The sequence below is a fragment of the Streptomyces sp. V4I8 genome, from assembly GCF_041261225.1.
In the GTDB taxonomy this organism is placed as follows: Bacteria; Actinomycetota; Actinomycetes; order Streptomycetales; family Streptomycetaceae; genus Streptomyces.
In genome coordinates, this window is record NZ_JBGCCN010000001.1 from 9,928,478 (window position 1) to 9,953,216 (window position 24,739).

The following is a 24,739-nucleotide window of genomic DNA, read 5'->3' on the forward strand; positions in this document are numbered from 1 at the left end:
GCCTGTCGCTGCACGTCTCTCGCCCGTCCCGCTGAGACGCGGGTCTACGCGCCGGGATGACTGGTGGCTTGGGCTCGGAAGACCAGGAGGACCATCTCGCCGACGTCCAGCTTAGAGAAGGCGCTCGTTTGCTCAAGCATCCAGCCGTGACGTTCAACCTGTTGGATTACGTCCGAAAGGTCTTCCTGCTCCTTTGCCCCGCTGCTGCTCATGTACATGGGATTCAGCTTGAGGGTTACCGAGAACATTGAGCGCCCTAGTGCGCGCTGCAGACGAGCGAGCTCCGCAACCTCACTTACCAGCTCAGACTGTCCACCCATTTCCCGTCTCACCTCTCATGTTGACCTACGAGAACCGTGTCAGCGCGGCACTTGGCGTGGTGAAGGAGGGCGGCGCTCGCGGCGAGGCGCCGACATGCTCGGGGCGGGCTCAGAAGAAGATGCCAGACTCACTGGCCCTGCAGGGTATGGGCGTGACCGTAGCCGGCTGGTGGGGAGGTGCGCCGGGGAGAAGGGAGCGGAGGTGCGGTGGGAGAGCGGTAGAGGTAACCGATGCCGCGGACCGAGACAATGGACTCGCCACCCACGGGCGTGCCGTCGAGTTTGCTGCGCAGCCGGGAGATGGTGAACTTGATCCGGTCGCGGGCGGGCGGGGCCGCAGCGTCCCAGCCTGCTTCCAGAAGCGTTGCGAAGTGCTGGACCAGGCCCGCATGGCGTACGAGGCGGTCGAGAACCCGGAACTCCGTCATGGACAGCGGCAGTTGATCGCCCACCGCCCACGCCTGGTGCTGCTGGGAGTCCAGCCGCAGCAGACCGTCGTCGTAGACAGCGTCGTGCTGGCGCTCGGCAGCCCGGTAGCGGTGCAGTACCCGCTCGATGCGGGCGATGATCTCCACCGTGCGGCAGGGCTTGGTGATGTAGTCGTCCGCGCCGCTGGTGAGACCGACGACCACATCGGCGATGTCGCTGCGGGCCGTCAGGAAGATGACAGGGACATCACTGACGGTACGCAGCCGGCGCAATACTTCGTATCCGTCGATACCGGGCAACATCACATCCAGCAGTACGAGATCAGGGCGCTGAAGGTAGGCGCTGCGCAGACCAGCGTGACCTGTACCCACGTCAAGGACCGTGTAACCGCGGCTCGTGAGCGCCAGGCGCAGTGCCGTGCGGACCATCTCATCGTCCTCGACCAGCAGCAGCCGAGTCGGGCGGGCGGGGCCCGCCACCACTGCGGTGCGGTCAGACGGCTTCGCGGGGGAGTTGTCGCGGGGAGGCGGCGGTAGCTGCATTGTGACGTCGGTGGCTGGAACGTGCTGCTCCAGCAGGTACTGGGTTGTCATGGTGTGGCAGGCGGAGCAGAGCCGGAACGGCACCCCGCACACCACCAGCGTGTGCTCGGCAGGCCGGGGGCAGCGTCGGCCCGCCAGCTCGGTCGCGCAGGGCCCGCCATGCCGTGCCAAGAGAGCGGCCTCGCGTGCCCGGGCACGGCGCCCGGCCGAGCGGCAGGTGCTCGAGCAGTACTGCCGGGGCCGCCCCACCTCCCGGCGCGAAGGCAGCGCACGACCGCAGGCGCGGCACGCACCGCTGTGTGCGGACAAGAGCGGCCCCCTCCTCGTTGACAGCACGAAACAGATTTCGTGCTCCTTGTTGGGAACTACTGGACGGACGTTTCTTGGCGCCCGCCTCCGGATGCTGTTACCTGGAAAGAAGCACCCGGAAACGGCAGGAGGGGCCCGGCCGCCCAACAGCAGCCGGGCCCAGGTGTCACGGTCGCTCGGGCTTGCCGGCGTCGACGACTGTGCCACCCACCGCAGTGAGCGCCCTCGCCACAACGGCGAGGGCCTGTGCGTCAGTCAGGATCGCGACCGCCTCCACCACACCGAGCACGGTACGCACCCCTTCCCACCACACATGCCGTGAAGCACCCACGAACGGCCACCACCTCCGCGACAATCGGGACGGCACCGGCACGGGCTTTTCGCCCGCCACCTCACCCTTCCTGTCGTCTCCACACGGGTCGTCGCGCATCGGGATCCTCCTCTCGACGGCGCTCGCGACCTTCGCGGGCCGTCGCGACACGCACGCGCGGTCGGGCCGCGAAAGGCCTCTTCCCGGTACGTCCCAGCCCGGTGCTGTGGGGCGGTGCGCTGTCCACGGTCGCGTGCTCGGCAAGGGCACGGCAAGCACATGCAATCAAGGTAGGTCCGTCAGCCGACGGCTTCGATGCGCTGATCGTGGTAGCTGCGGCGTCCAACCGCTCGAATGCGGACCAGGACCCGGCCACCTGGCAACCGACCACGGTCGGCTACCGCTGCGACGCGGAGTTCGGCATCAGCTGCCCGAGTGGCTCGATGCCGTCCGTAAACGACCTGCCCAGCCTTCACACGCCGATGCCGACCAATGGCGCCAGGAAGAGCGGCACATCCTCCAGGCCCTCGGCACAGCAGCTGATCACCCACGGTGACTCCGTCACGAAAAGCGAGCCAGAACCGGATACCGACGACAAAACCACCCGGCCGACTTGCCGGCCGCCGCGGCGTTCGGCGGTGTCGTCGAACGGGGAACCCGAACAGCAAGGACGGCTTCGCCCTCCAGGTCGCCAAGACCGACCTCATCGGGGCGGTGACTCGGCGCCTCCAATCCTGACCCGGAACGGCGGCCCGCGCTGAACGTCAACATGCTCAACTGCAAGGGCGCGCCCTCGGCACCCCCCTCGCCGCTGGATGGCTTGCCCTTCCATCGAAAACCCCTCACCTCATAGGGGGTGTCATGCCGGTCAGCCGCCCAGGACAGTACCGGCCAGACAGCCGCCGACCATGTCAGGCCGGTACTGGATCTGCTTGAGTCTGAGCTTCACAGCCCGGGTGACCTGGGCGAGGTCGGCGGCTGACAGGCTTTGACCATCGGACCGCGGGAGAGGGCGGCCCGTAACGACGGTGGCGTCGTAGTACGACCAGAGGCCTCTCCGGGAAGTGGGTGCCGGCGCTCCGCCTCGTTCGCGAGACCGGCTGGGTCGGGATTCAGAAGTTCACCAGTTCGTCAGGTCCACGAGGAGATCGCAGTGCGGGTCGTCAAGGGACGGCTTCTGGTGCTGCTCTTCTTCGATGAGGCTCGGAAGGGAGGCGATCAGCGCGGTAGTCGTATCGGTCAAGCGGATGTCGACGCCGACGATGCCGGGCCGGTCAGAGCGCTGCACGTACAGACGCAACAGGCTGCGGCCGAGCATCAGGAACCCGATCAGGAAGGGGTTCTCCTCGTCGCCGGGGTCCGACAAGGCGCGTACGACGGTGAGGGCATGGCCGTGTTCGGCTTCTGGGTCCGGGGCGATCTCCTCGGGACGCAGGCGGATGACGCTCTCGTCTATGTCCACGGGTGTTCCCGCGCCCAGATCAGCGGCGCGGTCTGCGCTTCGTGCCGGTTGGCATCGTTTTCGATCTTGCCTTCACCGCCGCCGTGGGCTAGCTCCGTGTTCTACACCGGATGGGACCTGCTGGATGCCCATGGGGTGAAGTCCGCTGCCCGCCGCACCGCCCGGCTCCTGCAGCGGCACGGTCGGCCAGAAGGGTACCGGCAGCCACCACCTGATCATCGCTCCAGGACTGGAACCTGGCCGGCACTCGGCCGGGCAGGTAGGTGAACATGTCACGGCCGGTCTCGTCGAGCCCGAGATATCGCGGTGCGCCGTTGAACCCGCGTTGTTGAAGGTGGTTCAGCAAGTCGGCGACGAAGGGCGATTTGGCAGTGACGGGTCGCCGGACAGTGTCGCCGACACGAACGACGCCCTGGGTGATCCGCCCTCCGGGCAATGGCACTTCGTCCTTTCCCGCGTTCATGGCTCCAGCTTCTCGTGTTCTTGGCCGATCCGTTTGGCATCCGGTTGAGCGCCGAAGCACAGTCACGGAGTGAGCAGGACGCGTTCCGTAGGAGCTGGAAGCCCGGCAGTCGCTATCGAGTCACGCGGCGTCGGCGGCGCCTGTATCCCGGTCTGGGCCCGAGGTGATGGCGAGGGCGCCGGTGCCGGATAGAGGAGGCCTGGCGACCGGCGCTTGATTCAGCGGTGTGTGCTGCGGGTCGAAGTACAGACGAGCGGTGTTGATGAACTCGAGCCGGGCGGCTTCCATCTGGTCCCTGGCCCGGCCCGGCCCCATGTCTGTTCGCCGGATGCGGTCTGTTGGATGAACTGGTCGCTGTACTCCCAGAACACCTTGTCATGCCCTGACAATCAGCTTCACCGCCGGTTTCAGGTAGCGATGCTCCAGCCCTCGCCCCGGGACCGGGCACGGGAGCGGGACAGTTGCCGACCGCAGGGGGAAGGGGAGAGCAATGAGGCGGCAGCGGACCTTCCGGGACCCCACGGCGGACCGCGCCGACATCAGCGATCTCGGTCCCATCCTCGGCGGCCTCGACGATGACGAGGCCGCGGTGTTCCTCGAGAATACTTGAGAAGGTCGTCCGACATGATCACCTTCGGCCTCCAACCTATGCCGGGACCGTCTCTTCTGGGGAGACGGTCTCGGCTCCGAGCCGCCCAAACAGGGTGCTGCGGACGGCGGTACGGCATTCTTCAGCGATGCAGCCCGATCCCGAGCCCTGGTACAACACCACCCTCAATCTCTGGCAGGTGGCGGGAGTTCTCGTAGCCGCCTGGTCCCTGGTCAAGACGGTCACCGCAGGGTGGCACCGCACCATCGGCCGCAGGCACTACCTCACCACCCGCCTCCGCAGGATCGCCAGGTAATGGAGGTCATAGCCGGACCGCAACGTCGGCAACAGCCGCACCGGATGGCGGGGCACACCGATGCGGGGCGGCTGCAAATGGGCGGGCATCAACGGGCGGGCCAGCGTGGCGAATTGGGCGACCGCGGACTCGCAGCACCGATGGACACGCGCGACCTGGACCACGGTGTCTTCCCGCCGCTTGACGACCCCGTCTTGAACTGTGGCAGCCTGGCGGACGTCGTGGACACGGCTTCCCTCGCGTCCGGCATCAGCGACTCCTTCGAGCCGCTGACCGGTCTCGGCACGATGCTCGGCGAGTTCACCGAGCGGGCGTACCTCGGCCTGGCCCCGGCCCTAGCTGGCATCGAGCTGCTGGTCCTCCGGCTTCCCAGCATCGGAGAGATGGTCGGCCAGTCGCTGCTGGACGGGCTGGGGACCCGCAATGCCGTGCTGTCGGCGGTGGCCGGCGTGCAGCCCCAGGTCCTCTCGCTTTCCGAGACCGTGAACTCAGTACTGCAGTCCTCCGCCGTGAACACGCTGGGGCTGCTGGACGGACTCAACCCGGCCAGGGCGGTCTTGTCCGTGGTCGAACCGCAGATCAACAACCTGGCGAGCGTGCTGGGATCAGCCGCCCGTCTGTCGTCGATGGCTGACGTCCTTCAACCGCTGGGCGGTCTCGGTGAGTTCGTTCGTCAAACGCACGTCGGCCTGGCCGGTGCTCGAAGGCCTCCCGACTCTAATTCCGCCGCTACCCTGCCCGGAGAAGTTGGCCGGGGCTCTGGCACCGCTGGCGAAGCCGGCAGCAGCTACCGCTGCGCGTGGCCATCTATCCCTGACTGTGACTCAGCACGCCAGTTGGCCATTGAGTGCCTCAGTTGGCCGCCCTGACGCTCAGGCAAATGCACGGCCGCATCCTGGCCAGGGATCGGCCAAGTCACAGTTCCCAGTCGGCCACTCAGAGGTTGACTCGCGTGGCAAGTTTCGCGAGCTTCTTGTAGCAGGTCAGGGCGGCGGCTATGGCGAGGCCTCGGCTCTGCCAGTCGTTGCGGGCCACGTACGGGATCTTGAGGCCACGAGCAGCCCGTGGCAGGCTCATGCCGCATGATCGATGAATTCGCGAAGGACAACCTGCACGGGAGACTGCGGCGGGACCGCGAGGCGCTGCTCTGGAAACTCGACGGCTTGTCCGAATATGACGCCCGCCGGCCTTTGACAGCGACCGGGACCAACCTCCTGGGCCTGGTCAAACACGTGGCCACCGTCGAGGCCAGGTACTTCGGCGAGGTCTTCGACCGCCCTTCCCCGGAACCGCTGTGCCGGTGGCAGGACTACAACGGCAACGATCTGTGGGCGACCGAGGACGAGACCCGCGATCAGATCATCGGGTTCTACCGGCGCACGTGGGAACACTCGGACGCGACGATCAACGAGCTCCCCCTCGACGCCCCCGGCCACGTGCCGTGGTGGCCGGAGCCTTGTCCCAACACGAACCTGTTCGCCATCATGGTCCATGTACTCGGCGAGTCCATCCGGCATGCCGGGCACGCCGACATCCTGCGCGAGGGCCTCGACGGCCGGACCGGGGTGCGCGCCGAAAACGAGCAGCAGATCGACGAGGAAGCCCGTGCAGCCTACTGCGCGCAGATCGAGCAGGCCGCCAGGTCGGCCGCACCAATCAAGGCTTAGTACTGCAACGGTCTTTGCCGTGACTGCTGGCCAGTTCAGTCGTTGGTGTTGTTATGGGTGGGGACCTTGCTGGTGTCAGGTTGTGGGCGGGGGAACTGGGTGCTCTGCATGAGCGGTTCGTGCACCGGTTCAACCGGGAGGAGCCGCGTCAGTCGGCGCTGGCTTACATGCGTGGGCTGGTTGCGCCGCTGGAGCGGAAGAACGGCTGGACGCTGGCGGAGGAGGCCGGGCATACGGGTCCCGATCGCATCCACCGGCTGCTGAACCGGATCGAGTGGGACGCCGACGAGGTCCTGGACGACGTACGCGACTACGTGGTGGAACACCTCGCAGACCGCGAGGCCGTCCTGATCGTCGATGACACCGGCTTTCTGAAGAAGGGCGTCCGTTCGGCCGGGGTGCAAAGGCAGTACTCCGGAACGGCCGGCCGCACCGAGAACTGCCAGATCGGTGTGTTCCTCGCCTACGCCACCGGCCGTGGACGCACTCTGATCGACCGCCGTCTGTATCTGCCCACCTCCTGGACGGATGACCGGGAACGGTGCCGGCGGGCGGGCATCGACGACAGTGTCGCCTTCGAGACGAAGGTGGCCATGGCCAAGGCGATGGTCCGCCGGGCCATCGCCGACCGTATCCCGTTCGGCTGGGTGACGGCGGACGCCGCCTACGGCTTCAGCAAGGGCTGGCGGTTCGAGCTGGAACAGGCGGATGTCTTCCACGTCATGGCCACCACCCGGCACGACACCGTCGTCACCCGCTGGTCCATCGACCACCCCGTCCACGACCTGTTTCCCGGCCTGCCGCGGCAGAAATGGAAACGCCGTTCCTGCGGTGAAGGAGCCCACGGCCGGCGGATCTTCGACTGGGCCCGCGTCGAGGTGCGGCCCTGGCACCGCGAGGACCGCCGGCACTGGGTCCTCGCCCGCCGAAGCGTGAGCAGGCCCGAGGAGATCTCCTACTACATCGCCTACTGTCCCGCCGACACGACGCTGGACGAGCTGATCCGCATCGCGGGCAGCCGCTGGGCAGTCGAGGAATGCTTCCAGACCGCGAAGCAGGAGTGCGGCCTGGACGACTACCAGGTCCGCCGCTACCCGGGCTGGCACCGCCACATGACCCTGGCCATGGCCGCCCACGCCTGTCTGACTGTCCTGCGGGCCCGCCAGCTCGACACGGACAAAGCAGAAACGGATCCTCCCAGCTCATCCACCTCAGAGCGTGGTGGTGAACCGCTCTGTAGCTCGATGAGCTGCGGTTTTCTCGGCGCTGTGGTGTGTGGGCGGCGTTTGTGGGGCAGCCAGCCGGCAGTCGAGTGGGTTGTGGAGGTGCGGTTCATGCCGTCGGTGATCGCGTTGCTGGAACGTCGCGAGGCGCGGGCCCGGGAGGAGCTGGATGCCGGGCTGGAGCGGCTGCGCGAGGCCCGAGAGCATGTGGCGTCCTGCCAGGAGCGCCTGGACTGCGCCCGGATCGGCCGGGAGGAGGTGCTGCGGGCGCTGGCCGAGGAAGGCGAGATGGTGGCCGGGGTGCCGGAGGCGGAAGTGCTCGTGGGGCCGCCTGCCTCGGCGGGTGCCCAGGTGGCGGAGCCGGGCCCGGAGGCGGTGGCCGGCACCTCGGATGAGCTGGCGGTGCCGGCGGGTCTTCCTGCCGGCTACGGCCCGCGGCCTGCGGTGTGGCAGGCAGGACTGGGCCTGGAGGCGCTCGCGGGGCAGTACCGGCAGCTCTTCGAGGCGGTCCTCGCCCGGACGGAGCCCGTCTCGGCGCGGCAGCTGACGGCCTTGCTGGGGCGGGACGCGCAGCGGTTGAACGAGGTGGAGAAGGTCCGTCACCGCGCGTATGCGCTGGAGGCGCGCGGCTGGCTGGTCCGAGTGCCGGGCGGGATGTTCACCCCGGCTGCGGGCCCAGCCGCTGGGGCCGGAACTCGGGCCAGTGCAGGCGCTGGCGCGTCATCTTCCGGGTGAGCGTGATAAGCCCCGCCCACCACACCATCTGCACGTGGTGGTCCGGGCGGCGCTCGTGGTCGCGGTTCAGGCGCCGCGCGCGGGACAGCCACCCCAGCGTTCTCTCTACTACCCACCGGCGCGCCAGCACCGTGAACTCCCTTCTCCCGTCGGGGCGCTTGACCACCTTTACCTCCACGCCGTGGGCTGCGAAGGCGTCGGCCAGTGGCTGGCCCTGGTAGGCGCTGTCGACCCACACCAGCTTCAGCAGCCGTCCGGGCTTGGCCAGGTAGGCGTCCAGCAGGTCGGGGGCGGCCTTGGAGTCGTGCACATTCGCCGCCGTGACGGTGACCTCCAGCAGCAGGCCGCCGGTGTCGGTCAGGATGTGGCGCTTGCGCCCGTCGCGCATCTTGGCGCCGTCATAACCGCGGCTTGAGGCCGGGCAGGTCTCGGCGCCGTCCACGGACTGCGCGTCGATGATCCCCGCGCTCGGCTCCTCCTCTCGCCCCTGCCGCCTGCGCTGCAGACGGCGCAGGCGCTGGTAAAGCTCGCGCACATAGCCATGCCGCCGCCAGCGGCGGAAGAAGTCGTACACCGCCCGCCACCAGGGGAAATCAGCAGGGACAGAGCGCCACTTCGCGCCGTTGTCGACGACATAGCGCACCGCGTCGACCATCTCCCGGTGGCAGAACTCCTCCGGGCGCCCACCCCGGCCCTCCAGCCAGGCCGGCACCGGCATCGCCGCCCGAACCACCGCCCACTCCGCATCCGTCATGTCGCTGGGATAACGCTCGGCACGACGTCCCGCGGTGATTGCCCCGTACACGTGCACGTAGCAGTCACACGGGAGAGGGGCCGGGGTGGACCCGGCAACGTCACGGATGGTCAACTGGGAACGCAACGGGCCTCCTTGGGCGAGCCGGGTCTCGACAACCACGTCTCTACCGAGAGGCCCGTTCTTCATGCCCACTCCGGCACCAGCACCTGCGAGCGAGAGACCACCCACACCGGGCCACTCGAACGCCACTCGATTGGTCACCACGCTCTCAGCCTCGCCGAGATCCGACGCCTGATCACCCGCCTCACCAACCGCCGCCCCACCCCGGCCGACCACATCCTGCACTGGTCAACCTGGCGCCGACGACGCCAGCACCAAGCCCGCATCAGCCACTACAAACGACGCGGACACAGCCCCTGAAAACTGCCCAGCAATCAGAACAAGCACCGTTGCAGTACTAGAGGTTGTCTCACGTGACTTGATGTTCGTGCGGCATGCTGCCGGTCGTGAGTGCTGGTCTATCGAAGCGTCTGGTTCCTGATGAACTCCGGGAGCTGGCCGCCCCGTTGCTGCCGTCGTCCGCTGCATGTCCGCAAGGTGGTGGGACCGCTCCGTCTGACGAGCGGGCCGTGTTCACGGCAGTGGTGTACGCGCTGACCAGCGGCTGTGCCTGGCGGCATCTGCCGCCGACGTTCGGCACGTCGCCCGCCACTGCGCATCGCCGCTTCACGGTATGGACCGGAGGCCGGCCTGTGGCGTCGGCTGCACCGGGCGGTGCCGGACGAACTCGGGCCCGCGGCGAGGTGGACTGACCTCGGCGATCGTCGACGCGGCCTCCGTTCGCGCCAAAGGGGGGATCGCTGACCGGGCCGAACCCGGTTGATCGCGGCAAGAAGGGCAGCAAGCTGCACGTGTTGTCCGATGCCCAGGGCATCCCGCCCGCCCTCGCCGTGTCCGGCGCGAACATGCACGACAGCCTCGCCATTTGAAGGCCGTCGACGGCCGACTTGCCCTGGAAGCCGACGGCCAGGGGCGAGATCGTCGGCGCCCCCGTGGTCAGGGACGGCGTCGGTGTCACGTGCGCGTGCAGCAACGACCGCTACGTGTACGCGTTCGACGCGGAACAGCGACGGGCACGGCCCGTACCCCGTGAGACAGAGCAGCTGCTGGGCCTGCTCTCGCCGAGACCGGTGCGACGCCCGTGAGTAGGATGCGGGCATGTACATGCGGGGGCGCAGGCTCAGATTCACAGTGGTGTCGGCGATGGTCGTACTGGCCTTGACCGGCTTCTCGTCGGGCCGTGGCCAAGGAAACAGCAGTCAGGACAGCAGTGACGGGGGCGGTTGCAGCAGCTCCAGCCAGGACCATGACGGCTCGACGCCGGGCGGTAGCGACCCGCTCGGCAGTTCGTCCAGCGGCTTGCCCAGCAGTGACTCGTACGACTCCGGGACGAGTACCAATGACAGTGGCGGCGGTTCACAGCCCACACCCACGGCGTCCCCCTCCAGCAGTACCGCCCGGCCCCTGAAGGACGGCACCGCCGTGCTCGTGCACTGCGCAAGCATGGAGGACCCGTTCGCGACCGTCGAGATCAGGAATCCGAACGGACACGACGCCCTCTTCACCGTGAAAGTCAGCTTCAAGGACAAGTACGGCTACACCTTGCTCGACACTGGCAATCAGGTGTCGGTACCCGCGAAGGACAAAACAACCTACCGGGTGCCCGTTGCCAGTTCGGGGCGCGTGGACGTGATCGATCAGTGCGAGGTCGATCCCAGAGCTGCTGCCGTCCGGTGACGGGCGGTCAGGTCCTGTCCCGGCAAAAGATGACCGGAAGCGGTTGTCAGACCGACCAGCGGGTGGAGTGACGCCGCTTCGGCGGATCGTGGCACATCCTAGGGTCCGTTGGGAAAATGCTGGGCACAGCCATTCGTTGAGGATTGCGACCAGCACGGTCGCCTCGTAGCGGACGGCGAGTTTGTCGTACCTCGTGGGTGCGCCACGAGGCGCCATGGAATCGAGTGAGGTGAGAGACCTTCACCGCCGGGTTGTCGCAGCAATCTGGCTGAAGCTGGGGGCAGTTCGATTCGGGGGATGCCGAGTCGAGCGGTAAGCAGCCCCGACAACGTCGGGACGGATTGGCACTGCCAGACGGTCCGGGTCCGGCTAGCGAGACGGGAAGGTGCACGCGAGGAATCAGTGCTTGACGCCCCGTAATTACGACACCGGCTCCAACCTGGCGGATATGGGCCGGACGCAGTGCACGACCACCGCTGGCCGGTGGTCGACTCCGAAGCCGATTCCACGTATCGGTGGGGAGGCCACGCCGAAAGCCTGCGGCGTAAGCGTGGCGATGCTGCCGGGGTAGAGCTGGGCACCTCACCCGTCGATCGATTCCGTGGTGAACGTGGGAACTGCCCGCGGTCGCCCAAGGACCGGACGTCCAGTTCGGTCAAGGGCAGGCCCATCGCCGGCTGATGGTCGTCGGGCAGGACGGAGGCCCCGTAGTACTCCGAGGCCGGGAGAGCCGGCCACATGGGGAAGGGGGCCAGCAAGTCAGCAGTAAGGAAACTGGAATGCCGGGAGGCTGTCGCCGGTGAATACCGACGAGCTGGAATGGGCCTTGATGAAGGCCGAACGCCGGGTACTGGAGATCCAGACCAAGCTGCACCGTTGGGCTGCTGATGATCCTCATCGCAGGTTCGACGATCTGTTCAACCTCGTGGCCGATCCCGCCTTCCTGTTGGTGGCGTGGGACCGTGTCCGGGGAAACAAGGGTGCCCGCACGGCCGGAGTGGATGGGAAGACCGCACGCTCCATCGAGGCCGGGCAGGGAGTCGAGATGTTTCTCGGCAGGCTGCGGACTCAGATTAGAGACCGCAGCTTCCGACCGGTTCCCGTGCGCGAGCGGATGATTCCCAAGGCGAATGGCAAGCTTCGTCGTCTTGGGATTCCGACCGTGGCGGACCGAGTGGTCCAGGCGTCCTTGAAACTGGTGCTGGAGCCGGTGTTCGAAGCGGATTTCCTCCCGTGTTCCTATGGGTTCCGCCCGAACCGCCGGGCTCATGACGCGATCGCCGAGACTCGCTATCTCGCCAGCCACGGATATGAGTGGGTGGTGGAGGGCGACATCACGGCGTGCTTCGACGAGATCTCGCACCCGGCCCTCATGGAGCGGGTGCGGAATCGAATCGGGGACAAGCGGGTGTTGTCCTTGGTGAGGGCGTTTTTGAAGTCCGGGATCCTGTCCCGGGACGGGGCCTTCACGGACACACGCACTGGGACCCCGCAGGGCGGGATCCTGTCGCCGCTGCTGGCCAACATCGCTCTCTCGGTCCTGGACGAGCACATCGCCCAGACCCCCGGAGGACCAGACAGCACCTCCGAGGATCGGCGCAGGAGACGGCGCCGGGGATTGCCCAACTACCGGCTGGTCCGGTATGCGGATGACTTCCTCGTGCTTGTCTTCGGGCGCCGTGAGCACGCCGAGGAATTACGCGATGAGGTCGCGGAGGCGTTGAAGCCGGTGGGCCTTCGCCTGTCGGTGGAGAAGACAAAGATCACGCACATTGACGAGGGCCTCGATTTTCTCGGATGGCGCATCCAGCGGCACCGGAAACTGGGCACTGACCGGCAGTACATCTACACCTATCCGGCACGGAAATCAGTGCGTTCCGCAACGGCCAAGGTGAAGGAACTGACTGGACGGCAGAACGTCGGCTTGTCGCTGGAGTCCTTACTCCACCGGCTGAACCCGGTGTTGCGAGGATGGTGCGCGTACTTCCGTCCCGGAGTGTCAAACGTCGCTTTCTGTTACCTCAGCCACTACACGTGGATGAGGGTGACACGATGGATCCGGCGCAAGCATCCCGGGATCACTTGGAAGCAGCTCCGCCGACGCTATTACGGCGGTGGCTGGTGGCCTGCCACGGAGGAAGGGGAACTGTTCAACCCGGCAAAGGTAAGCACGACCAGATACCGATACCGGGGAACACTCATCCCGACCCCGTGGCCCATTACGGCATGAGGAACTGAACACCCCGAAACGGGATTTGCGGAGAGCCCGGTGCCCGGAGACGGGCACGCCGGGTTCGGGAGGCGGCTCGGAGAAACCCACTGGTGGAAACACCAGCAGGGCGCCCCGAGTCGACCTCACCTACGGTCCGGTGGCGTTTGAGGCGATTGATCCCGCACTCGACGGCATGCCGCTCGCGGTAGTCGGTCTCGAACTTCGGCGGCCGGCCGACTCGGCAACCGAGCTTGTGGCGGTTGCGAACGCGGTCGGCAGGGACCGGGATGGCCCCTTGATTCCGCGTCTTCGCAGGTAGGACCGGTTGCGGCGGGAGTCGTATGCCTTGTCGGCCCGCACACGGTCCGGTCTCCCGCGGGGCCGCCCAGGGCCGAGCCGGGGCACCCGTTATCGCCTCCAGGGACAGGCTCGAACTGCGGAGGATCACCCCGCTGAGACAGGTGTATCGGCCCGGCGGAGCGGCGCCGCCTGGTGAGGCGCACCGGGGAGCCGCTGGCTCGATCGCATCGTTGATCAGTTGCTTCGTGATGCCCCGCCCGGGCCCCAGCGAGATCCAGTGCGGGCGGTGTCCTGGAGGCGGTCACCGGCCGTGCTCACCGGGCCGCCTGCGTGCTGGTGCCGTAGGTGTGCGGGTCGACGGGTTGCGCGGCCTTGGGCAGGTGGGAGACGACGAGCAGGTAGGAGTCGGTGACGACTGTCAATTACCACGAGAAGGCTGACCTCTGGTGATTCGCCGTAGGCAACGGTGTCGGCGACGGGGGCTGGTCGCTGCCGACGTCTTCCCCGGGCCGTTAGGGAAGGGCCAGTGAGCCCATGTTCGCGCTGACGCGAACATGAGTTACAGTGAAAAACGCACCCGTCCGGAAGAAGGCAACCGGGCGCGCAACCCCCGCTAGGAGAACCACGGCATGACCACTGTCGCTGCGTACGCCGCACCCGCCGCCAACGCTCCGCTGGAGCGCACCACCATCGAACGTCGTGCAGTCCGCGAGTTCGACGTACTGATCGACATCAAGTTCGCCGGTATCTGTCACACTGACATCCACCTGGTCCGCGAGGGCTGGGGCGAGGCGATCTTCCCGATGGTCCCGGGCCACGAGATCGCGGGCGTCGTCTCCGAAGTCGGCCCCGGCGTGACCAAGTACAAGGTCGGCGACCGTGTGGGCGTCGGCTGCATGGTCGACTCGTGCCGCGAGTGCGAGAACTGCAAGGCCGGCCAGGAACAGCACTGTGTACGGGGGGCTGTTCAGACGTACAACGCCATCGGCAAGGACGGCGAGATCACCTATGGCGGCTACGCCACGCACGTCGTCGTCGACGAGAACTTCGTCGTCCGTATCCCCGACGGACTGTCCCTGGATGCCGCCGCGCCGCTGCTGTGCGCCGGCATCACCACGTACGCGCCGCTCAAGCAGTGGGGCGCGGGCCCCGGCAAGCAAGTTGCCGTGGTCGGCCTGGGCGGTCTCGGCCACGTGGGCGTCAAGATCGCGCACGCGCTCGGCGCGGAGGTCACTGTCCTGTCCCAGTCGCTGCGCAAGAAGGACGACGGTCTGAAGCTGGGCGCCGACCACTACTACGCGACCAGTGACCCGAGAACGTTCGAAGAACTCGCCGGCTCCTTCGACCTCATCGTCTCCACGGTATCGGCGCCACTGGACCTGGGCGCCTACCTCAGTCTGCTGAAGACGGGTGGCGCCCTGGTGAACGTGGGCGTCCCGGAGGAGCCCATCGCCTTCCACCCGTTCTCCCTCATCGGTGGCAACAAGATCCTCGCCGGATCGATGATCGGCGGCATCCCCGAGACCCAGGAGATGCTGGACTTCTGTGCCGAGCACGGGATCGGCGCGGAGATCGAGCGGATTGCCGCCTCCGAGATCAACGAGGCGTACGAGCGGGTGCTGGCGAGCGATGTGCGATACCGGTTCGTGATCGACAACGCGACCATCTGACACGGCAGCTGTAGTTCTTGATCGTTGGCGTGTTCGTGCTGGTCAACGGGGGTGCGGGGGCGGCCGAGGGTAGGGGGACGGCCACCGTGATCATGAGCGTTTGTGACGACGATCAAGGAACAGGTGGCCGTGGAGGCCACGATAGCCGGGCAGGAGTGGACGGCCGCGTTCGGGGCGGTGATGGCCGAGGTCGCTGACTGCTTCCCGCGCCGGGAACCGCGCCTGCTGGCGCGGGAGATGACCGAGGGCATGCTGATGGAGCTCGATACGCGCAACTGCTGGACGCTCGGCGAGGCGCTGGGGCACTCGGGCCCGCACCGGCTGCAGCACTTCCTCTCCCGTGGTGTGTGGGACCACGATCTGGCCCGCGACCGGCTCATGACCTGGGCGGCCGGTGAACTCGCGGACGACCAGGCGGTGTTGATCGTGGACGAGACCGGTGATGAGAAGTCCTCGACCGACTGCGTGGGAGCGGCCCACCAGTACTCCGGGGCGCTCGGCGGTATCGGTCTGTGCCAGGTCTCCGTCCACCTCACCTACGCCTCGGTAAGCGGGCACACGCTGATCGACCGCGCCCTCTACCTGGGCGCCGGGTGGGCCGCCGACGAGGAACGCCGCCTGCTCACCCACGTCCCCGACGAGACCCTGTTCGCCACCAAGCCACAGCTCGCGGCCGCCATGCTGCAGCGTGTACGTGCCCTGGGGATACCGGCCCGCTGGCTGGCCGGCGACGAGGTGTACGGCGGTCGCGAGCTGCGACGGCATGCACGGGCACTCGGCCTCGACTACGCCCTCGCGGTCCGCGCCGACCACCGCGTCACCACCCCAGCCGGCCGCTTCACCGCCACCGAACTCGCCGCCCGCTTACCCCGCCGCACCTGGATGCGCATGCGTACCGGCCACGGGACCAAGGGCGACCGTCACTACGACTGGGCCATGATCGGCGTCCTCGCCGACGACACCCCCGAAAGCACCGGGCCGGGCCACTCCTACCTGCTGGTGCGCCACCACCGCTACACCCGCGAACTCTCCTTCTACCGCTGCCACTCCGCAACCGCGGTCACCATGGCCACCCTGGTCGATGTGGTGTGCTGCAGATGGAAAATCGAAGAGGACTTCCAGGCCGGAAAATCCGACTGCGGCCTGGACGAGGGCCAGACCACCTGCTGGAACTCCTGGATGCGCTGGAGCCTGATCAGCATGCTCGCCGCAGCCATCCTGGCCGTCACCCAAGCCCGCGCCGCCGCCCAGACACCCAGCGGCCCACTCGCCCCCTCAAGCACCCGCGAGCTGCTGCGACTCCTACGCGCCACCGCCCTGCGCCCTCCCCGCCGCGACCTGGAGCACCTCCTGCACTGGTCCGCATGGCGCCGCCACCATCAACAGCAAGCCACCGAAGCCCACCGCCGCTGGAACAACATCACCGCCGCAGCAACCACCTGACCAGCAACAATGACCAACCGATCAAGAACTACAGCTGCCGTGTCAAGACCTCCAGTTTGCTGGGCCGAATGAACGTGGATAACGGAGTCCTATTAGCTGAATCCGTCGTCGCGTGTACTCTTCTTAGGCAAAACAAAGGTTCGCTGCATGGCCATGATGAGGGTGCCGAGCTGATTATGCCCTCGTGTCTCGAACGTAACAAGACCTCGGTCCGGCTTTCCCGTGAGATTTTCTTTCGAAAGCACCTCGCTCTCGGCATAGAGGGTGTCGCCATGCATCAGCGGCGCAAGGTGCTGAACGCGTTCGAAACCTCGGTGGGACAGAGCCCGGCCTGAGGTTGCCTGTTCAGACAAGCCAATGAGCAACGACATGATGTAGGAACCGATAACGAGAGGCTGCTGGTGCCGGGTAGCTGTGCTGGCCCAATGTGCATCCAGGTGAATGGGATGGCGCACCATGGTCAGCAGACAGAACGCGTGATGATCGTACTCGGTGACGGTCTTTCCGGGCCAGTGTTCGATAACTTCCCCGACGGTCAGTTCATCGAAGAACTTGCCGAACTCCATAGGGTTCACCGCCCTTTCCATCGTCAGCCCTTGGTGCGCCAGCACCATCGGCACACCAGGTGCCGTAGGCGAGTTCCATGGTGATGCCCGGGCCGAATCCCGCAACAAGCGTCCGATCACCCTGGGACGGCGAAGAGTCCGCAATTCGGGCCAGCGTAGCGAAAACGGATGCAGAAGCGATGTTCCCGTGGTCTTCCAGGCTTTCTCGGCTCAGCCGTAGCGCATATGGGGAAACACCGCCGTGCGTGTGCAGGCTGTCCAGAATACGCGGGCCGCCCGTATGCACGGCATACTGGTCAAGGCTTGCCAGGCTCTGGCCCTGCCTGGCAATGAAGTTGCTGATCGTCGGCATAGATTTTCTGATAACGGTCGCCACACCCTTGTTTAGCCGGAAGTGGAATCCCGTTTCACGGACCTCGTAGGAGATCCATGACTCAGTTCCGCGGATGAGGTGAGACGTGCGGTCATGAAGGAGCAGCCCCTGACCCCTGTTGTCCCCGCGCAGCACTGCTGCCGCCAGGGCGTCTCCGAACAACCCGTTAGAAATCAAACTGCCGATATCGGTGTCAGACGGCTGATAGCACAGGGAGCAGAATTCAACAGCGACGACCAGAGCGTTGGACTGGGGTCGGAGATCACAGTAATCAGCGGCGCCATTCAAAGCTGCCGCACCTGCCGCACACCCAAGTTGCGCAATTGGCAACTGCTTCGTGTCGGGGCGCATGCCCATATGGTTGATCAACCATGCGGTCAACGATGGCATCATGAATCCCGTGCAAGACACCAATGTGACGAGACTAATATCCTCCGCTTGCAGTCCAGATTGCTGCAGGGCCTGGGACACTAAGTCCGGCAAATAGTTTTTGGCATGTTCCTCGAACAGTTGGTTACGGTGGGTGAAGCCAGTATGCTCGATGCACTCGTCGACAGGACGAATGAGGTAACGTTTCTGGACGCCAGTATTCCGCACCATGCTAAGGATCTGTTCCAGGTGCGGGTGCCCCGCGTAAAGACGGCGGCCGAGTTCCTGAGTCTGCTCCTGTGTGACAACAAACTCTGGAAGCATCACGACAGGTTTGCACACGACGGTCATCGAACCCCTCCGGTTCATTTTCAGGGCAGTCGGAATGACACACCGAAAGAATCAATCTTGTCGTCCCGCCCACCGCAAGGTGTCGACCGGTCTCCAGGTGGCCGTGTGCACAGACGCGCCCTGCACCGATCGTTGAACTCATCCATCAAATGCGCTCGGCCCAATCGGGTATCGCAAATCAAATGAACGCAGCGTTCTTCAGCTACTTGGTGGCGATGCACAGGCCATGCGAGTACGGCATGCTGGCGTGGCGCTGAATGCTGCTGAATCCAGCCTTCCTAAACCAGTTCTCGTAGTGGGACCAGGCATAATAACGGCCCTGACCGGAAGCGAGCGCAAGGAAATAGACAGAGCCCAGCATCGCCATGACGGGACCTTCCTGAGTGTCATCCTGCATAGTGTTGAAGACGAGGGCGCGCCCACCAGGCGGTAGAGCGCGATGCGCCTTGGTAAGCAGACTGGTGTTGATTTCGGGGGAAAAGATCGGCATTACATGAGCGAACAGAATTGTGTCCGCGCCGGCAGGTAGCGGATCCGTGAGGAAGTTGGCGGCATGCAAGCGGATACGGTTGCCACAGCCCGACTCCCTTATTTTCTTCGCGGCGATGTCAAGAACGGTCGGCTCGTCAACGAGAGTGATGTTGAGCCTGTCGTAGGCACCAGCGAGAGCGATGGCATTGGAAGCATCGCCACCACCGATATCGAGTAAGTAGGTGCTATCTTTCAGCGCCTGAGTTTCGATGAGGCCTTGGATCGCGACGCTGGAGAGCGCGCTGAGACTGCTATGGAGGACCTTCTCCAGGGCGGGATGCTGGGAGAGCCGGGTATAAAGATCGTCCCCGGTCCCCGGAAAATTCCTCAGACCGACGTTCGTCGACTCACGCAGTGAAGCGACCAGGTCGCCAAGGACAGGGTAAAACAGCTCTCGGTGCAGCCCTAACAATGCTGTCCGGCTGGAAGGACTACTGGAAACCAGGAGACGTGCGGCGGCAGGCGAATTATGCAGGCCACCGTGTTCACTGATGATCAATCCCAGACAACGCAGCGCGCCAGTGAGCACTTCAAATGGGTAGCTGTCCAATCCCACTGCGTTGGCCGTCTGATCCTCTGTGCAGCCGGGGTGGGCGGCGAGATAATCGAACAGTCCCAGTTCATGAGCAGCGTTGAGCACGTGGAAAGTAACGTGCCCATGTAGCAGCAGATCAACCTCGGCTTCACTCAGTGTGCTATCGCTCACAGTAATCCTCCGGTTCAATAGGGACGTCGGAATTGGATACGAGTAATGGGCCGAGGACTCCTTGACAGGGTGCCTTGCGTTGCGAGTTCCACCAGGCCCAGGTTCGATCCCAGACGCCCGCTTGCCGCACGCCTTCTCGATCAGGAACTCGCGGATCTGCGCGGCCAGCGCGGAGAGTTATCCAGTCGGCAGGGCCAGCAGGGGCCTCCGGCCCGGACAGGCCGGCCAGGTCCATGACGCACGGGCGGTCATGCGCCGGAGCACTCATCGGGCATGTTCCTTCGTCGGGGTCCAAGACGGTGTGGCTTGAACAGACCCGACAGCCGGGCCCCTTGTTGGGGGCGCCCGGCTGTCGGGTACACCCAGTGCACCGCCAAGGGCCCGGGCCGCACAGGGGGCAAGGGCGGCGAATGCGCTGCAACCGATGCAACATTGCGCGCTTGTGAAATGCCGTCGAGGATGGCGGTCGAGTAGGAACCACGCAGAGAGGCATCGTCAACTTGAGTGGGGTGTCTCGTAGCTGGGACGATCGCCGGGTTTGTTGATCTTTCTGGGGAGGGGCTGGCTGTGGGGGCCGGGGCGGCGGTGTCGTACAAGGGGTTCAGGTTCCCGGCGGAGATCATCTCCCATGCGGTATGGCTGTATTTCCGTTTCCCGCTCAGCTACCGCGAGGTGGAGGAGCTGCTGCTGGCCCGCGGGATCATCGTCTTCCATGAGACCGTCCGGCAGTGGTGTGACACGTTCGGGCCCCAGTACGCAGCCGCGTTACGCCGCCGCCGGCCGCAGGCCGGCGACAAATGGCTCTACCTTCTTCCTGGGTTTGCCCCAGCCGTTCGTAGGGTTGTGGCACTCAGGGGAGCCGGGTGTGGCTGACAAATGGCTGCCGTCTCGTGGCTTCAGATGCTTGGCCGCCCGGCTCCCCACGACGACTCGGCCGCCGATTGGGAAGTGCGAGGAGGTCGCTGTGTAGAGCCATGTCGGCGAGGTCGTCAGTGGAATGCGAGGCAAGAACGACCTGATGGAGCATGATGAGCCGGATATGGGCGGGGACCGACTGCGGCAAGACCCACCACCACTGCCTGGTCCTGGACAGCGAGGGCCACACGCTGCTGTCACGGCGGGTGGCGAACGACGAGCCGGAGTTACTGAAGCTGATCGGTGATGTGCTGGACCTCGCCGATGGTGACCGGGTGACCTGGGCGATGGACATGGCCGGCGGTGAGCCTGGCCTGTTGATCGCTCTGCTGGTCAACCACGGGCAGGAGCTCGTCTACATCCCCGGCATCGCGGTCAACCGGGCCTCTGACGGCTACCGCGGGGCGGGCAAGACCGATGCCGGGGACGCCCGCGTGATCGCCGATCAAGCCCGCATGCGCCGCGATCTGCAGCCGATCCGCCCTGGCGATGACGCGGGTATCGAGCTGCGGCTCTTGACCGAACATCGCGTCGACCTGGTCGCTGAGCGCACGCGCACCATCAACCGGCTCAAGGCCTTGCTGACCAGCATGTTCCCGGCTCTGGAACGGGCCCTGGACCTCGGCACGGCCGGAGCACCGCTGCTGTTGAGTCGAGTAGCCGAGGGGAGTCTCACCCCTCGGCTCTCCCAGAACGGAGCGTGACAATCTCTCGTCACTCCGCTCTTGTCATCCTGATCACCAGGCCAATGCGGCGAGCGTTGTGTCCGGCCAGTGCGCGAATATCCGCGGATACCGCTGGGCAATCTCCTGGAACTTCGCGATGGCCCTCCGCAACGGCGCCAGCCGTCGATACTTCCTGCGGATCCAACGCACCAAGTAGGCGTTGATGCGCTGAAGGAAGGGGATCAACACCCAACGGCCATAGCAACCGTAGTAGTTGAGCCACCCCGCAACGACGGGATTGATCCGCCGTGCGAGGTCCGTGAGGGTCGAACCGGTGCGGTGTTGCAGCCGCCAGGAGCGGACCTCCGCACTGATCCTCTTCAGGGCGTCCTTGCTGATAGCCGGGGAGAAGGACAGGAACGTCTGCCCACTCTGAGTCGTCCGGCTTGCTCTGGCGCGGAAGGTGTAGCCGAGGAACGTGAACTCCATATGCTCGTACGAGCCACGGCGCTTCGCGTCCCGGCAGTACACGATCCGGGTCTTGGCCGGGTGAAGTTCCAGCCCGACCTCTTCCATCCTGTTCTGGAGCGCGGCCAGCACCAGGCGGGCCTGACGCTCGGTGACGCAGTGCAGCACCGCGTCGTCCGCGTAGCGTTCGAAGGTGACGGTCGGGAACTCCCGGCTCATCCACATGTCGAACGCGTAGTGCAGAAACAGATTCGCCAGCACGGGAGACACCGGGGCGCCCTGAGGCGTCCCGCGTTCTCGTTCCAGCAGGCTGCCGTCGGACAGTTGCAGAGGTGCGGCGAGCCATCGCCGTACATACAAATTCACCCAGACGGCATCGGTGTGTGCTTCCACCGCCTTGACCAGCAGGTCCCACCGGACGCTGTCGAAGAACTTCCGGATGTCGATCTCGATCACCCAGTCGCGCTTCCAGCAGCGTTCCCGGCAGGCCCCGACCGCGTCCAGCGCGGACCGTCCGGGCCGGTATCCGTAGCTGTCGGGATGGAAGATGGGATCCACCCGTCGCATCAGATGCCGAGCCACAACGGTCTGCGCCACCCTATCGGCGACACAAGGAATGCCGAGCATCCTCATGCCACCGCCGTGGGGCTTGGGAATTTCCACCGCGCGCACCGGAGAGGGAAAGTACGAGCCCGACGACATGCGGTTCCAGACCTTGTAGAGGTTGTTCCTCAGGTCCTTCTCGAACTCGTCGATGGACTCACCGTCCACACCCGGGGCGCCTTTGTTGGCCCTGACTTCCCCCCACGCCTCCTTCACTTCCCACTTCGAGATTTCGAACGGCTTGGCCTGTGACTTCAACCGGCCCATCGAATTCCTCCCAGATACCTCTGGTTGATACGACACACTCGGTCGCGAATGACCCGGCCCCTTCGCTCCACCCCCATTACAGAGGCTTCGTCACTACTACGAGCCGGTCCGCCGGCGCACCCCGCATCGGTACTCAACCCCTTGCGGTTTCGGCCGCTTGGGGTACTCCCTCTCGCCACCCGTGCTGGGTGGACGGTGTCGGAGCACGCCTTCTCCTGTTCCATGCGAGAGCAGCAGACTGGGCTCACGTCGCCTTCATGCCGGACACCGCCTGACCAGTCGGTGGGCTCCCGTCAGGCTTATCCCGAGACAAACCAGAGTGCCTCGGTTTCGATGTCATCTGATCTGTTTTCGACACGTCAGCAGCGATTCGCTTGCGCTCGTCTTCCCAGTCCCTACCTGACACCTCTTGGATGCCTTTTCCTTATCGCTCACCACGACAGTCTTCAGCTAACGCGGCATAAGGCGGTTTAGAGCCTCCCCCCACAGGGCGACTCTGAAGGGCCAGAATCCTTCATCTCTCGCACAGCATCATTTCCAGAAGCTGCCCTACTACCAACTCCTATCCATGTTCAGGACACACCCGGATACCAGACCCCCGCTGCCCTGCGGCGAATCGGGAGGAGCCGTCTGGCCGGCTGGCTCGCCAACCGCAGCGTGCGCAATGCCGCGGTGATCGCGGCTACTGCGGTCGAGGCCGCCCACGCCCAGCACACCCAGATCCCGGGCGAGAAGACCGCGGCCGCCATGACGCACACACTGGCCCGCGCGGTCATGGACCTGGACGCCGAGATCACGCGCGTTGACGCGCTTATCGAGGACCGGTTCCGTGAGCACCACCACGCCAAGACCATCGTGAGCATGCCCGGCATCGGCACCCTTCTGGGCGCCGAGCTGATCGCCTGCACTGGTGGCGACCTGGCCGCATTCGGCACCCCAGCCCGCCTGGCCGGCGTCGCCGGCCTCGCCCCGGTTCCCAAGGACTCGGGCCGGATCAGCGGCAACATGCGCCGTCCGCACCGCTACCACCGGCGCCTACTGCGGGTCTTCTACCTCTCCGCACAGGTCGCTGCCCGCTGCTGCCCCACCTCCCAGGCCTTCTACGAGCGCAAACGCAGCGAGGGGAAGACGCACAAGCAAGCCGTCCTCGCTCTGGCCCGACGCCGCCTCGACGTCCTATGGGCACTTGTCCGCGACCAGCGGACCTTCACCACCGAGCCGCCCGCACCCCGCCACGCAGCGGCCTGACCACACCACAGAACGTCAACTCATGCCTTGACACACCACATTGGGAATCACTGTGTGCTCCCCCCTACGGGCTTGCCGGGAAACAAGTCGTGGCTTCCGGCTGTGGGACGCGTTGTTCTGGTATGGGAAGACCGGAGGGGATCGAGGCAGTCCTGGCTGCGAAGTTCCAGGTGTTGTTGCCGCATTTGGACGAGCGTCAGCGTCGGCTGGGCATAGGGGCGGAAGCTCTGTCGCTGGGGCATGGTGGGATCAGGCTCGTCGCTGCCGCGGCTGGGGTTCGGGAGGGCACGGTCTCGCGCGGAGCGGCTGAACTGGAGTCTGGTCAGGCTCTGTTGGGACGGATCCGTCGTCCGGGTGGGGGCCGGAAGAAGGCTGTGGACCTTGATCCGGGGCTGCGGCCGGCGCTGCTTGGGCTGGTCGAGCCCGACGAGCGGGGCGACCCGATGTCGCCGCTGCGGTGGACGACGAAGTCGACCCGGAAGCTGGCAGCGGAGCTGACCCGGCGGGGCCACCGGGTCTCCGCCGACACGGTCGCCGGTCTGCTGCGGGAGGAAGGCTTCAGTCTGCAGGCCAACGCCAAGACCATCGAGGGTGCTCAGCACCCTGACAGGGACGCGCAGTTCCGCTACCTCAATGAGCAGGCACGAGACCACGGGGACGCTGGTGACCCGGTGATCAGCGTGGACAGCAAGAAGAAGGAGCTGATCGGCGACTACAAGAACGCCGGGCACGAATGGCGGCCTGCAGGGCATCCCGTGAGGGTCAAGACGCACGACTTTCCCGGCCAGGCCGAGAAGCCGATTCCGTACGGGATCTATGACATGGCGGCGAACACCGGCTGGGTCAGCATCGGCACTGATCACGACACCGCGGCGTTCGCCATCGCCTCGATCCGGCGCTGGTGGCAGGCCCGCGGCCGGCACGACTACCCCCGCGCCCGCCGACTGCTGATCACCGCCGACGGCGGGGGCTCCAACGGCTACCGCACCCGCGGCTGGAAGACCCAGCTCGCCGGCCTCGCTGCCGAGACCGGCCTTGAGATCACGGTGTGTCATCTTCCGCCCGGCACCCAATGCCGTTGTTTGAATGGTGGAGTTGGCGGGGGTGTCCGGTGAGACCGTGGGGTGGTGCTC

The 24,739-nt window shown here is 65.8% G+C and carries 19 protein-coding genes and 5 pseudogenes; 13 read left to right on the top strand and 11 right to left on the bottom strand.

Annotated features, from left to right (window positions below; all coding sequences use genetic code 11):
• Positions 1-44: 44 nt before the first annotated feature.
• From ABIE67_RS45105 to ABIE67_RS45120, 4 genes are all read right to left on the bottom strand, one after another.
• Complete coding sequence (locus ABIE67_RS45105; protein WP_370267704.1) at positions 45-218, bottom strand: hypothetical protein; 174 nt, start codon at positions 216-218, stop codon at positions 45-47.
• A gap of 230 nt (positions 219-448) precedes the next feature.
• Positions 449-1,342 carry a response regulator transcription factor gene (locus ABIE67_RS45110; protein WP_370267706.1) on the bottom strand — a complete coding sequence of 298 codons (894 nt, stop codon included), beginning with the start codon at positions 1,340-1,342 and terminating at the stop codon, positions 449-451.
• A gap of 424 nt (positions 1,343-1,766) precedes the next feature.
• The gene (locus ABIE67_RS45115; protein WP_370267711.1) at positions 1,767-2,030 is read right to left on the bottom strand and encodes a hypothetical protein; all 264 of its coding nucleotides are present in this window, start codon (positions 2,028-2,030) and stop codon (positions 1,767-1,769) included.
• A 1,000-nt stretch (positions 2,031-3,030) separates the two neighbouring features.
• On the bottom strand, positions 3,031-3,372 hold the full coding sequence (locus tag ABIE67_RS45120; RefSeq protein ID WP_370267715.1) for a hypothetical protein: 342 nt from the start codon (positions 3,370-3,372) through the stop codon (positions 3,031-3,033).
• A gap of 1,200 nt (positions 3,373-4,572) precedes the next feature.
• Here ABIE67_RS45120 and ABIE67_RS45125 point away from each other — a divergent pair.
• Positions 4,573-4,740, top strand: coding sequence for a hypothetical protein (locus ABIE67_RS45125; RefSeq protein ID WP_370267720.1), 168 nt, complete (start codon positions 4,573-4,575; stop codon positions 4,738-4,740).
• On the top strand, positions 4,740-5,609 hold the full coding sequence (locus ABIE67_RS45130) for a hypothetical protein (protein ID WP_370267724.1): 870 nt from the start codon (positions 4,740-4,742) through the stop codon (positions 5,607-5,609). The genes ABIE67_RS45125 and ABIE67_RS45130 overlap by 1 nt, the downstream gene beginning before the upstream one ends.
• A gap of 67 nt (positions 5,610-5,676) precedes the next feature.
• On the opposite strand, the gene ABIE67_RS45135 is transcribed toward ABIE67_RS45130, so the two are convergent.
• Complete coding sequence (locus ABIE67_RS45135) at positions 5,677-5,817, bottom strand: hypothetical protein (RefSeq protein ID WP_370267728.1); 141 nt, start codon at positions 5,815-5,817, stop codon at positions 5,677-5,679.
• Between the two features lie 5 nt (positions 5,818-5,822).
• Between ABIE67_RS45135 and ABIE67_RS45140 the strand changes: the two genes are divergently transcribed.
• The gene (locus ABIE67_RS45140; protein ID WP_370267732.1) at positions 5,823-6,407 is read left to right on the top strand and encodes a DinB family protein; all 585 of its coding nucleotides are present in this window, start codon (positions 5,823-5,825) and stop codon (positions 6,405-6,407) included.
• Between the two features lie 53 nt (positions 6,408-6,460).
• Positions 6,461-7,621: pseudogene (locus tag ABIE67_RS45145) on the top strand (IS701 family transposase); the annotation flags it as partial.
• A gap of 667 nt (positions 7,622-8,288) precedes the next feature.
• On the opposite strand, the gene ABIE67_RS45150 reads toward ABIE67_RS45145, so the two are convergent.
• Positions 8,289-9,119 carry an IS5 family transposase gene (locus ABIE67_RS45150; protein WP_370267736.1) on the bottom strand — a complete coding sequence of 277 codons (831 nt, stop codon included), beginning with the start codon at positions 9,117-9,119 and terminating at the stop codon, positions 8,289-8,291.
• Between the two features lie 497 nt (positions 9,120-9,616).
• On the opposite strand from ABIE67_RS45150, the gene ABIE67_RS45155 reads away from it, so the two are divergent.
• A complete protein-coding gene (locus tag ABIE67_RS45155; RefSeq protein ID WP_370267740.1) occupies positions 9,617-9,934 on the top strand; it encodes a transposase in 318 nt (105 codons plus the stop codon).
• Positions 9,935-10,441: 507 nt separating this feature from the next.
• On the opposite strand, the gene ABIE67_RS45160 is transcribed toward ABIE67_RS45155, so the two are convergent.
• Positions 10,442-10,660 carry a hypothetical protein gene (locus ABIE67_RS45160; protein WP_370267744.1) on the bottom strand — a complete coding sequence of 73 codons (219 nt, stop codon included), beginning with the start codon at positions 10,658-10,660 and terminating at the stop codon, positions 10,442-10,444.
• Positions 10,661-10,685: 25 nt separating this feature from the next.
• Between ABIE67_RS45160 and ABIE67_RS45165 the strand changes: the two genes are divergently transcribed.
• The 4 genes from ABIE67_RS45165 (at position 10,686) to ABIE67_RS45180 (ending at position 16,544) form a co-directional block, all read left to right on the top strand.
• Entirely contained in the window at positions 10,686-10,919 is a 234-nt protein-coding gene (locus ABIE67_RS45165) for a hypothetical protein (RefSeq protein WP_370267748.1), read from the top strand.
• A 799-nt stretch (positions 10,920-11,718) separates the two neighbouring features.
• Positions 11,719-13,149, top strand: coding sequence for a group II intron reverse transcriptase/maturase (ltrA, locus tag ABIE67_RS45170; RefSeq protein ID WP_370252167.1), 1,431 nt, complete (start codon positions 11,719-11,721; stop codon positions 13,147-13,149).
• Between the two features lie 911 nt (positions 13,150-14,060).
• Positions 14,061-15,101 (top strand): NAD(P)-dependent alcohol dehydrogenase, encoded by a 1,041-nt coding sequence (locus tag ABIE67_RS45175; RefSeq protein WP_370267752.1) that lies wholly within the window; start codon positions 14,061-14,063, stop codon positions 15,099-15,101.
• 102 nt (positions 15,102-15,203) lie between these two features.
• Complete coding sequence (locus tag ABIE67_RS45180) at positions 15,204-16,544, top strand: IS701 family transposase (protein WP_370267756.1); 1,341 nt, start codon at positions 15,204-15,206, stop codon at positions 16,542-16,544.
• Between the two features lie 92 nt (positions 16,545-16,636).
• Here ABIE67_RS45180 and ABIE67_RS45185 read toward each other — a convergent pair whose 3' ends face one another.
• From ABIE67_RS45185 to ABIE67_RS45195, 3 genes are all read right to left on the bottom strand, one after another.
• Positions 16,637-17,110 (bottom strand): MaoC family dehydratase, encoded by a 474-nt coding sequence (locus ABIE67_RS45185; RefSeq protein WP_370267761.1) that lies wholly within the window; start codon positions 17,108-17,110, stop codon positions 16,637-16,639.
• Positions 17,085-18,203: a type III polyketide synthase gene (locus ABIE67_RS45190; protein WP_370267765.1), complete on the bottom strand. Its 1,119-nt coding sequence runs from the start codon at positions 18,201-18,203 to the stop codon at positions 17,085-17,087. Before ABIE67_RS45190 ends, ABIE67_RS45185 begins: the two co-directional genes overlap by 26 nt.
• A 202-nt stretch (positions 18,204-18,405) precedes the next feature.
• Positions 18,406-19,440 (bottom strand): methyltransferase, encoded by a 1,035-nt coding sequence (locus ABIE67_RS45195; protein ID WP_370267767.1) that lies wholly within the window; start codon positions 19,438-19,440, stop codon positions 18,406-18,408.
• A 567-nt stretch (positions 19,441-20,007) separates the two neighbouring features.
• Here ABIE67_RS45195 and ABIE67_RS45200 point away from each other — a divergent pair.
• Positions 20,008-20,241, top strand: a pseudogene (locus tag ABIE67_RS45200) (IS6 family transposase); the annotation flags it as partial.
• A 227-nt stretch (positions 20,242-20,468) separates the two neighbouring features.
• Positions 20,469-21,008: pseudogene (locus tag ABIE67_RS45205) on the top strand (IS110 family transposase); the annotation flags it as partial.
• Between the two features lie 84 nt (positions 21,009-21,092).
• Here ABIE67_RS45205 and ltrA (ABIE67_RS45210) read toward each other — a convergent pair.
• Positions 21,093-22,358 (bottom strand): group II intron reverse transcriptase/maturase, encoded by a 1,266-nt coding sequence (gene ltrA / locus ABIE67_RS45210; protein WP_370267769.1) that lies wholly within the window; start codon positions 22,356-22,358, stop codon positions 21,093-21,095.
• Positions 22,359-22,943: 585 nt separating this feature from the next.
• Between ltrA (ABIE67_RS45210) and ABIE67_RS45215 the strand changes: the two are divergent.
• Positions 22,944-23,606: pseudogene (locus tag ABIE67_RS45215) on the top strand (transposase); the annotation flags it as partial.
• Between the two features lie 122 nt (positions 23,607-23,728).
• Positions 23,729-24,676: pseudogene (locus ABIE67_RS45220) on the top strand (ISAzo13 family transposase); the annotation flags it as partial.
• Positions 24,677-24,739 lie beyond the last annotated feature (63 nt).